Source organism: Euzebyales bacterium (assembly GCA_035461305.1).
Taxonomy (GTDB): Bacteria; Actinomycetota; Nitriliruptoria; order Euzebyales; family JAHELV01; genus JAHELV01.
In genome coordinates this window covers 1-9,189 of the sequence record DATHVN010000085.1, presented here as the reverse complement: position 1 = coordinate 9,189, position 9,189 = coordinate 1, and the positions used below count along the sequence as shown (strand labels likewise).

Sequence of the window (9,189 nt, the reverse complement as noted above, 5' to 3'; positions counted from 1 at the left end):
CGGCAAGTCCGTCGATCTCGACGGGCGGCCGGTCGACCACCACACCGGACCTATCGTGTGGGGTCAGCCCGGCACGAACGGCCAGCACGCCTTCTACCAGCTCATCCACCAGGGCACCGCGCTCATCCCGGCGGACTTCATCGGCATCGCACGCGCCACGCATGACCTCGGCGACCACCACGACCTGCTGATGGCCAACTGCTTCGCGCAGACCGAGGCGCTGGCGTTCGGCAGGACCCGCCCCGAGGTCGCCGCCGACGGCGTCCCCGAGGCCCAGCAGCCACACCGGGTGTTCGCCGGGAACCGACCGACCAACACACTGCTGCTCGCCGAGCTGACCCCGTCGACGCTGGGACAGCTGATCGCGTGCTACGAGCACAAGGTGTTCACGCAGGGAACTGTCTGGCAGATCAACTCGTTCGACCAGTGGGGCGTCGAGCTCGGCAAGCTCCTCGCCGGTGTCATCGCCGACGAGCTCATCGACGGCTCGACCGCCCCGCATGACAGCTCGACCACCACTCTCATCGACCGCTACCGGGCGTGGCGCTCCGACTGGAGGTGGAACGCCCCCCCAGGCCGTCAGCGCGAGCTCAGGGCCGTTCGCGCACCTCAGACGTCGCTGTCCGCCGTCGGTCGGCCGTGCGGGTGCACGAGGCGGTCGGACGGCACACCGACGAGCGCGTTGACCGCGATGCCGACGAGCGCGCCGATGGCGATGCCGCCGACGACGTCCAGCGGGAGGTGCGCCCCGGCGTAGATGCGCCCGAACCCGACGGCGGCGACCAGGACCAGCGACAGGATCCTGCCGCGGGTCGAGAGGTAGGGCCAGAGCGTCGTGGCCAACGCGGTGGCTATCGCTGCGTGGCCCGAGACGAAACCAAGGCCCTGTGCGCCCTCCCGCAGCACGACCCCCGACAGCAGCGCGTCCGGCCGGTCGCGCGCGGCGAGGGCCTTGACGGCCTGCGCCGCCGCCCACGACAGGTACCCGGCGATCAGTGTGGCCGTCGGAGCTCGCCAGCGCCGCAGCGCGGCCGCCGCAGCGGTGGCGACGACCGCGGGCGCCGCGATGGTCCCGAGCTGCATCGGTGGCCACACAAGCGGCCAGAGCACGTCCGGCGCGGTGTTGACGGCGCGGAACAGCCGTTCCTCGGCGGGGGTGACGTCGGGATCGACGACCAGCGTCCAGCTCACGGCGACGACGACCGCCGCGAGGGCGATCCCGAGCCCGAGCCGCCGGTACGGCCGGTGGTGGACCGGTGCCGCCGGTCCGTCCCGCGGATCCCGTACCATCACCTGCCTCTCGTCCGCCGGTGCGCACGCGTCCCGCGCTGGCCATTGTCGCGTCAGCCGACAACTGTGCCCGGCAGGACCGGCAATGTCACCGATGCGGCGGCGCGACGACGTCTCTAGGGTGGCATCGTGCGGGCCGGCAGGTCACGCACCATGACGGACGCCAGGAGAGCGGAGCGCCGTGGCCATGCGTGATGACGCGGCGGCGGTCGACCGCGTTGACGACCCAGACCGGACAGCCGCCCCACCCACGGCCGGCCATCGTGCGGCGGACCGGCGACGGTGGCGGATTCCCAGCTGGGCACGCACGCTCGCGTCTGCTGCCGTCGTGGTCGCGATCGTGTGGGCCTCGCGTACGCTGGTCGACTGGTCGCAGGTGTGGGCGGCGATCGTCGACATGACCTGGCTGGAGCTGCTGACGCTCTCGGTCGCGGCGGCCTGGAACATCGCCACCTACCTGTTCGTGATGATGGCCGCGATGCCTGGCCTGACGTACCGGGATGCGTTCATCGTCGGTCAGTCGTCGACCGCCGTGGCCGCGACGCTGCCCGCCGGCAGCGCGCTCGGCGTCGGGATGACCTACGCGATGTACTCGTCGCTGGGCCACTCCGGAGCCGAGATCGGTCTCGCGACGGTGCTGACCGGCATCTGGAACAACTTCGTCAAGCTCGGGCTGCCGGTCGTGGCGCTGGCCATCCTCGCGCTCATGGGTGACTCCACGACCGCTGAGCTGATCGCAGCGGCGGCCGGTCTCGGCACGCTCGCCCTCGCGGTGACGGTCTTCGCGCTGGTGCTCCGCAGCGATCGCCTCGCCACGAGGGTCGGCGACCGCATGCAGCGCCTGGCGCGTCCGCTGCTGCGAGCCCTCCGCCGCGATCAGGGCGCACCCTGGAGCGACACCTTCGTCCAGTTTCGACACCAGACGATCGGGCTGCTGCGTCACCGGTGGCACGTGCTCACGCTGGCGACCGTCGTCAGCCACCTGTCGCTGTACATCGTGCTGCTGCTGGCGCTGCGGCACATGGATGTCTCCGATGCGATGGTCGGGTGGGCGCAGGTGCTGTCGGTCTTCGCCCTCACGCGACTGGTCACGGCGCTGCCGGTGACGCCGGGCGGCCTCGGGGTCGTCGAGCTCGCGTTGACGGCCGGGCTCGTCGTGGCGGGCGGGCCGGAGGCGCCCGTCGTGGCGGCAGTCCTGATCTACCGGGTCCTCACGCTGTTCGTCCAGGTCCCGATCGGGGTCGCGTGCTACGTGTGGTGGCGTGCCGGCCCCGGCCGTCCGGTCCGCGGCAGGGATGTCGTGGCGTCGGCCGGTGAGGGACCATGACGTCGGCGGATTCCGACGCCGCCGCGGCGACGCCGGTCGCGGCGCCGCGACGGCGACGCCGCCGACCGTCTGGCGAGCCGGCGCCGCTGCCGCGCGGCGCCCTGTCGACCAGTGGCATGGCGTGGCTTATCCTGGCCATCGTCCTGCTTCCCGGCGCGCTCGTCTGGTTCTTCCCGCCGGCCGCCGCCGTCATGACGGGCGTTGACGAGGCGCTGCTCCGAGGGGTGGCCCGCCTGCGGGTCGAGGCGCTCACGCCGGTCATGCGGGGCGTGCAGACCCTTGGCTCGTCCATGCTGATCCGCCCCCTCCTGTGGGCGACGATCCTGGTGTTGGTGGTCTTCCGCAGGTGGCGCCACCTGTTCGTCCTGCTCATGGGGTTCGCCTTCCTCGACGAGCTGATGGATGCGCTCGTGGTCCTGATCGGCCGGGAGCGACCTGTGGGCGTGGAGATCCTGGGCGTGTGGCAGGGGTTCTCTCATCCGTCGAAGCCGGTGGGGCTGTTCGCCTTCACGATGGTCGCGATGGTCTACACGCTGGCCCCGCACGGGCCCGTTCGGAACCTGACGAAGCGGGCGATCATCGTTCCCATCGTGGTGCTGGCCGTCGCACGGCTCTACCTCGCTGTCGACTACCCGTCGGCGATCATCGTGGCGGTGGTGGTCGGTGTGACGATCCCGCTCGTCGCGTTCCGGGTGTTCGTCCCGAACGAGCTGTTCCCGCTGGTGTACCGCCGGGGCCGGGCCGCGCACCTGACGATCGACGAACGCCGGCTGCACGCGATCCGCGCGGCACTGCAGGACCAGCTGGGCATGACCGCGCGCGAGGTCGCGCCGTTCAACCTGACCGAGTCGTTCGGGTCGACGCCGCTGCGGATCGTGCTCGATGACGGGACCGTTGTGTTCGGCAAGCTGTACGCGGCCAGCCACATGCGTGCGGACCGCTGGTACAAGCTGGGGCGCACCCTGCGCTATGGGCGGCTCGAGGACGAGCGACCCTTCTCGACGGTGCGCCGGCTCGTCCAGCAGGAGGACTACATGCTCCGTGTCATGCGCGACGCTGGACTGCCGGTCGCCGCGCCGCACGGGTTCGTCGAGCTGACCCCGGAGCGCGAGTACCTGCTGGTCACGGAGTTCATCGCGGATGCCCGGGAGAGCGGCGACGCCGAGATCACCGACACCACCGTCGCCGACGCGCTGCAGGTGGTGCGCACGCTCTGGGACGCCGGCCTGGCGCACCGCGACATTAAGCCCGCCAACGTGCTCGTGCGTCCCGACGGTCGGGTGGCGCTGATCGACGTCTTCTTCGGCCAGATCAGGCCGAGCCCGTGGCGTCAGGCCGTGGACCTGGCGGCGATGATGATCGTGCTCGCGCTGCGGACGGACGCGGAGACGGTGTACCGCCACGCCCTGCGGTATTTCACGCCGGAGGACGTCGCCGAGGCGTTCGCGGCGACGTCCGAGGCGACGCGGCCGTCGCTGCACCGGATGATGCGCGCGGACGGGCGTGACCTGCTGGCGCAGTTCCGCGCCCTCGCGCCGCCGCGTCCGCGCATCCGGGTGCAGCGCTGGAGCATTCGTCGGATCGGCCTGACGATCGCCGTGCTTGTCGGCGGTGTCATGGTCACGGCGGCGCTTATCGACAGCCTGCGTGAGGGGGGGCTGCTGTGAGGGCGCGGCGAATCGTCGTGGTCGTCATCTTCGCACTGGTCGGGGCGGGGTGCGGCGCCGAGGACGTGGTCAGCCTGCGCATGCCGAAGTGTGGCGAGGTCGGTGCGAAGGCCACCTTCCTCATGGCGCAGTCGATCCCCGAGGCCGAGCTCGTGCCGTGCATCGACGCCGAGGCGCTGCCCTCCGACCTGTACATGGACAGCATGCGGATCGACAGCTCCTCGTCGAGGCTGACCTTCGTCGGTAACTGGCCGAACGACGACGACCGCCCGCCGCAGCGTCTCGAGGTCCAGTTCACGCGGGAGTGCGACACCGCCGGAGCCGTTGCTGTGCCCACCGACGAACCCGGGACGCGACGGCTCGAACGGGTGGGACGGGTCGCGAACGGCTACGCCGGTGATCGCTTCTACCTCTTCGACGGTGGGTGCGTCACCTACCGGTTCGACGCGCGGGATGACCGCTGGCTGAGCTTCGTGCACGAGGCCTCGCAGACCTGGACGTTCATGCCCCGCACCGAGGTCGAGCGGCTGCGCGACGTCGCGTTCGACGGGTGCGACGAGGGCAGCGGGACCGACGTGCCCTGCGACCGGTGATGCGGCGCCTGGTGATCGTCGTGCTGGCGATCGCGTGCGTCGCCGGGTGCACCGACACGGCGTCCCGGCCGGTCGTCACGCCATCCCGCGAACCGGGTGGTTCGATCGTCGTCGCCTCGTTCGACTTCACCGAGAGCCGCCTGGTCAGCGAGATCTACGCGCAGGCGCTCGACGCCTGGGGATACCCCACCGAACGCCTCCCCGGCGGGGCGCCGCGTGAGCTCATCGAGCCCGCGCTCGAGCAGGGCCTCGTGGACCTCGTTCCCGAGTACGCCGGCACGGCGCTGCAGTTCCTCACCGGCGACCCCATGCTGGCGAGCGCAGATCCGGCGGTCACCCACCGGCGCCTGCGGGCGGCCTTCGCCGAACGCGGCGTCGCAGTCCTCGCGGCGGCCCCCGCACAGAACCAGAACGCCCTGGCCGTCCTTCCGGAGACGGCGGCGCGGCATCGGCTGTCCACCGTCAGCGACCTGCGGCCGGTGGCGTCGACCATGGTGCTCGGCGGGCCGCCGGAGTGCCCGACGCGCCCGTTGTGCATGGTCGGGTACGCGGATGTGTACGGCCTGCGGTTCCAGCGGTTCACTCCGCTCGACGTCGGAGGACCGCTGACCCTCGCGGCGTTGGAGAGCGGAGAGATCGACGTCGCGGTCCTGTTCACCGGTGAAAGGTCGGTGATCGGCCCGGATGTCGTGTTCCTGGCAGACGACCGCGGCCTGCAGCCGGCCGAGAACCTCACCCCTGTCCTACGACAGGACGTGCTCGAGGCGTTCGGACCCCAACTGCGTGGTCGCCTGGATCGCCTGACCCGCCAGCTCACCACGGCAGACCTGGCGGGCCTCGTGCGCGCCATCGACGTTCACCGGGAAGACCCCGCGGACCTGGCCCGCCGCTGGCTGGCACACGCGGGGCTCGCATCGACCCCGTCACCATGAAGGAGCAGCGATGAGCGAACGCACCGGTGCGCTGACGTCATGGGGCATCGTGCTGCCTCGCGGGAAGCGGGGGTGGCAGGACCGCACGAGCCGCCAGCGTGTGGGCATCGTCATCAGGGCGTGCCTGCAGACCGGTCTGCTGATCGTCGCCATGCGCGACCTCGTGCGGCGTCCCAGCGACGAGGTGCGGGGCGGCAACAAGTGGCTGTGGGCGCTGGCCATCGCCGTCAACTACCTTGGGATCGGTCCGATCGTCTACCTGGTCGGCGGCCGCGTGCCACACGAAGGGTGACCTGCGTGCCTCCGGGCATCACCGTCACGCGCGGTCCGATCGGGAATCCGCGCTCGCGTTGGGAGCGCCGCCTCGCTCGCTGGCGCGTCCCCCCGTGCGGCACACGAGCAGCAGCCAGACCGTCAGCGAGACGTAGAGCAGACGCTGCACGGCGCCCGTCCAGGGGCTGTCGTGGACCAAGGGGCTGATCAGGACGCCCAGCGCGGCGACGGCGGTGGCGACACCTGCAGGACCACGGGTCCGGCGCCACCCGATCGCCCCCGCACCGATCGTCACCGTCCACAGCGCAGCCGCGGTCAGCGCCGCCAGTGCGCCGGACGACGCCACGCTGTGCACGGTCTCGCGCACCGCGTCGGGCCGTGTCGGATCGGTCGGGAACACGGCCGAGACCACGAACCCGATGCTGGCCACGGCCAGCAGCACGGGGACCGGACGCAGGCGATCGTCGGCAGGCAGCGCGCGACGCAGCAGCCAGACGCCGGCGGCGACCAATGCGAACGCCAGCGTCATCAACCACCCCCACGGACCGATCGCATACTCGCTCAACCGGTGCGATGCGGGCTCCAGATCGCGTCGCAGGGCATGGAGGGCGAGCACCGCAGCCGCGGCCACGAGCGCTGCAACGGCCGCAGCGCGGGCGGCAGCGGTCCACCCACGTGCCCGCTGGGCCCGTCGCGTGCTCGCCATGCGCGTCATTGTCGGCCGAAGGCGATGGTCCGCACACGCCTCGCGGTCAGCACGAGCCAGAGGACCACCGCCCCGGCCAGCACGCGTTGGGCCACGCCGGTCCAGGGCGTGCCGTCAGCGAGTGGGCTCAGCGCCGCCGCGATGATCGCCAGGCCCGCGAGCGCCGTGGCGGCCGGTCGGAACCCGATCCAGTCGGGATCGTGTCCACAGGCCACCGCGAACAGCGCCATCGCCGCGACCAGCGTCACGAACGCGCCGATCGACGCGAGGCTGTGGATCGTCTCGTCGACGGTCTCGGGTGCGCCCGGCAGCCCCACCTCGAAGGCCCCCGCAGCGACCATGCCGACACCCGCCACCATCAGCAGCATGGGCGTCGCGACCGTGACACCGTGCCACCGCACGGCCGTGCGAAGCCTCCAGCCCAACGCCATGCACGCCACGCCGACCGCGTAGAACACCGCGGTCATCACGACACCCAGCGGTCCGTTGGCGTACTCGCTGAGCACGTGGCTCAGGGGATCGAGGTCCGGCCGGCGCAGGTGCAGCACGACCACGCCGCCAAGGCACGCGCCCGCGAGCACCAGCACGCCGATCGAGGCACCGTACGGGGGCCGGATCAGGCGACGCAGTCGCGCCCGCGCGAGGCTCACGGCGCGATCCCCTCGGCCGCGGATGGTGCCGAGGGGTGCGCGCCCCCGGCGGACGGTGGCCCACGCAGCGAGCGCACGATGCCGTCGAGACGCAACAAGCGCTCGCTGATCGCCACAATGCCGATCGCAGCCAGCCCGCTCGCGAACGCCAGGAACACGTGGAGTGACAGCACGGGCGGCAGGTACTGTGTCGCGCCCCCGAGCGTGAACAGTCCGTCGTTGTTCGACCAGATCAGGAAGTTCAGGAAGCTGGCGAATCCGGCCGCGCCGATCTGCACGTCGAGCCGGCTGTCGGGTCTGTGACGCCAGGCGATCAGGCCGACCGCGATGTAGGGGATGGTGATCCAGTACGCCAAGGCGGGGTGCAGACCGGGCTGGGCCGGCCCGTCGCTCGTGTAGGCGAGCGCGGCGAGCACGACGCCGGTCATCGTCCCGCCTGCAGCGAGCAGGACGATGGTCCACCGGCCCGGTGGGGCACCGGTCCAGCCGGCCATCGCGCGGAGTGTCACCGTCGTGCTCATGGGCGCATCCGATCTCGCCAAGCCCCATGTGTCGGCGACCCGGATGGCACGCTGTGGGACCATCGGGAACGTCGTGTCATCAGCGTCATCGCTCCAGCCGCGGTGCGCAAGCCCCCCGATCCGGACGCCAGCCCGCGATACACGCGCAGATCGGCCACCGTCGGGACGGGTCAGAGCTCCTCACGCCCGAAGCGCCACGCCGCGATGACGGCCAGACCGACCGCCGCGACCGTCGTCGCGGCGACCGGAAGGGACCAGGTGGTGTCTTGCGCAGCATGTTGCGCATACCGGCGAGCCGGCCGGTCCGGGTGACCGGGATCAGCAGTGCGCTGGACCCAGCGTTCGATCGCGACGCTCATCGTCGGTCGCCCTCCACGACTGCGAGGCAGACGACCTCGAGGCCCGCCACTCCGTCACCTCGCACGGTGATCTCGTACGTGCCCGCGTCGCGGTCGAGCGGGTCCCCCGTCGGCGCGTTGGCGACCGGCCGCCCCAGTCGACGTTGGCGACCCGGTCGCTGGCCCGCTGCACGTCGTCGAGGATGTGCGTCGAGTAGAAGACGGTCGCGCGCGTGCGCAGCCGTGACATGATGTCGAGCACGTCCCGACAACACGACCTGCGCCTCGTCGCTGATCCGCCCCGACTCGGCGGCATGTGCGCCGCCGGCGAGTGCGACGAGAAGCACCGTGGCCGCGAGCATTACCGTCACGGCATGCGTCGCGCGCAATCGGTCGTCACCGCCGATGGTCTGCATGCCCGCTTCGATCGCAACGTCGGGTGCCGGCGTCAGTGCAGACGCCATGCGGTGCGAGCAGCGCTCGGAACGGTGAAGTCGCCAGTCCGCCGGGTGGTTGCCGGCTCGGCACCGACGTCGCCGCGTCGCGGACGCGTCAGGCGCCGTAACGCTTTCCGGACGTGCGGGTGGCATGGTCACGTGGCGCAGGCGACCGACGTTGCGAGGTTCGGGCGCTGAGGAGGTGTGGATGCGCGTGGTGCACGAGCGATGGTGGCTGCGACTGCTCCGCGTCGTCGCGCTCGGCGTGATGCTGGGGCTGATCGTCTGGGTGCGCGTGCGGCTGCACGTCGAGGCGGGCGGTCGCAGCGATCAACTGATCGTGTGGTACGGCGTCGTGGTGACGGCGGCCTACCTCGTGCCGGGCATCGTGCTCCTGGTGCGGCGCCGGTGGCACGTGGTCGGTTGGCTGCTCTGCGTCCTTGCGGTCGTGATGG

Annotated in this window: 12 protein-coding genes and 1 pseudogene; 7 read left to right on the top strand and 6 right to left on the bottom strand. The window is 71.5% G+C overall.

Annotated elements, in window-relative coordinates; all coding sequences use genetic code 11:
- Positions 1-55: 55 nt before the first annotated feature.
- Positions 56-466, top strand: a pseudogene (locus VK923_07890) (hypothetical protein).
- Between the two features lie 143 nt (positions 467-609).
- Here VK923_07890 and VK923_07885 read toward each other — a convergent pair.
- Positions 610-1,290 carry a phosphatase PAP2 family protein gene (locus VK923_07885; GenBank protein ID HSJ44585.1) on the bottom strand — a complete coding sequence of 227 codons (681 nt, stop codon included), beginning with the start codon at positions 1,288-1,290 and terminating at the stop codon, positions 610-612.
- Positions 1,291-1,477: 187 nt separating this feature from the next.
- Here VK923_07885 and VK923_07880 point away from each other — a divergent pair, with 187 nt between their 5' ends.
- From VK923_07880 to VK923_07860, 5 genes are read left to right on the top strand one after another with little or no spacing between them, the layout of a single operon-like run.
- Positions 1,478-2,617, top strand: a complete 1,140-nt coding sequence (locus VK923_07880) for a YbhN family protein (protein HSJ44584.1) — start codon at positions 1,478-1,480, stop codon at positions 2,615-2,617.
- On the top strand, positions 2,614-4,284 hold the full coding sequence (locus VK923_07875; GenBank protein HSJ44583.1) for a hypothetical protein: 1,671 nt from the start codon (positions 2,614-2,616) through the stop codon (positions 4,282-4,284). The genes VK923_07880 and VK923_07875 overlap by 4 nt, the downstream gene beginning before the upstream one ends.
- A complete protein-coding gene (locus tag VK923_07870; protein HSJ44582.1) occupies positions 4,281-4,877 on the top strand; it encodes a hypothetical protein in 597 nt (198 codons plus the stop codon). Before VK923_07875 ends, VK923_07870 begins: the two co-directional genes overlap by 4 nt.
- Positions 4,877-5,809, top strand: coding sequence for an ABC transporter substrate-binding protein (locus VK923_07865; GenBank protein ID HSJ44581.1), 933 nt, complete (start codon positions 4,877-4,879; stop codon positions 5,807-5,809). The genes VK923_07870 and VK923_07865 overlap by 1 nt, the downstream gene beginning before the upstream one ends.
- A 10-nt stretch (positions 5,810-5,819) precedes the next feature.
- Positions 5,820-6,101 (top strand): PLD nuclease N-terminal domain-containing protein, encoded by a 282-nt coding sequence (locus VK923_07860; GenBank protein ID HSJ44580.1) that lies wholly within the window; start codon positions 5,820-5,822, stop codon positions 6,099-6,101.
- Positions 6,102-6,125: 24 nt separating this feature from the next.
- Here the strand turns inward: VK923_07860 and VK923_07855 are convergent, their stop codons facing one another.
- The 5 genes from VK923_07855 to VK923_07835 form a co-directional block, all read right to left on the bottom strand.
- Positions 6,126-6,788 (bottom strand): DUF998 domain-containing protein, encoded by a 663-nt coding sequence (locus VK923_07855; GenBank protein HSJ44579.1) that lies wholly within the window; start codon positions 6,786-6,788, stop codon positions 6,126-6,128.
- Positions 6,789-6,793: 5 nt separating this feature from the next.
- Positions 6,794-7,438 (bottom strand): DUF998 domain-containing protein, encoded by a 645-nt coding sequence (locus VK923_07850; GenBank protein HSJ44578.1) that lies wholly within the window; start codon positions 7,436-7,438, stop codon positions 6,794-6,796.
- Entirely contained in the window at positions 7,435-7,959 is a 525-nt protein-coding gene (locus tag VK923_07845) for a hypothetical protein (GenBank protein ID HSJ44577.1), read from the bottom strand. Before VK923_07845 ends, VK923_07850 begins: the two co-directional genes overlap by 4 nt.
- Before the next feature lie 170 nt (positions 7,960-8,129).
- On the bottom strand, positions 8,130-8,318 hold the full coding sequence (locus VK923_07840; protein HSJ44576.1) for a hypothetical protein: 189 nt from the start codon (positions 8,316-8,318) through the stop codon (positions 8,130-8,132).
- Complete coding sequence (locus tag VK923_07835) at positions 8,315-8,761, bottom strand: hypothetical protein (GenBank protein HSJ44575.1); 447 nt, start codon at positions 8,759-8,761, stop codon at positions 8,315-8,317. The genes VK923_07840 and VK923_07835 overlap by 4 nt, the downstream gene beginning before the upstream one ends.
- Before the next feature lie 181 nt (positions 8,762-8,942).
- Here VK923_07835 and VK923_07830 point away from each other — a divergent pair.
- Positions 8,943-9,189, top strand: a 247-nt coding sequence (locus VK923_07830) for a hypothetical protein (GenBank protein ID HSJ44574.1), incomplete at its 3' end; no start/stop codon positions are given.

What these genes read in the sequence shown, in the direction of transcription:
- VK923_07885 (HSJ44585.1), bottom strand. Translation starts at nt 1,290, where the DNA reads ATGGTACGGGATCCGCGGGACGGACCGGCGGCACCGGTCCACCACCGG.
- VK923_07880 (HSJ44584.1), top strand. Translation starts at nt 1,478, where the DNA reads ATGCGTGATGACGCGGCGGCGGTCGACCGCGTTGACGACCCAGACCGG.
- VK923_07875 (HSJ44583.1), top strand. Translation starts at nt 2,614, where the DNA reads ATGACGTCGGCGGATTCCGACGCCGCCGCGGCGACGCCGGTCGCGGCG.
- VK923_07855 (HSJ44579.1), bottom strand. Translation starts at nt 6,788, where the DNA reads ATGGCGAGCACGCGACGGGCCCAGCGGGCACGTGGGTGGACCGCTGCC.
- VK923_07845 (HSJ44577.1), bottom strand. Translation starts at nt 7,959, where the DNA reads ATGAGCACGACGGTGACACTCCGCGCGATGGCCGGCTGGACCGGTGCC.
- VK923_07840 (HSJ44576.1), bottom strand. Translation starts at nt 8,318, where the DNA reads ATGAGCGTCGCGATCGAACGCTGGGTCCAGCGCACTGCTGATCCCGGT.
- VK923_07865 (HSJ44581.1), top strand. Translation starts at nt 4,877, where the DNA reads ATGCGGCGCCTGGTGATCGTCGTGCTGGCGATCGCGTGCGTCGCCGGG.
- VK923_07835 (HSJ44575.1), bottom strand. Translation starts at nt 8,761, where the DNA reads ATGGCGTCTGCACTGACGCCGGCACCCGACGTTGCGATCGAAGCGGGC.
- VK923_07860 (HSJ44580.1), top strand. Translation starts at nt 5,820, where the DNA reads ATGAGCGAACGCACCGGTGCGCTGACGTCATGGGGCATCGTGCTGCCT.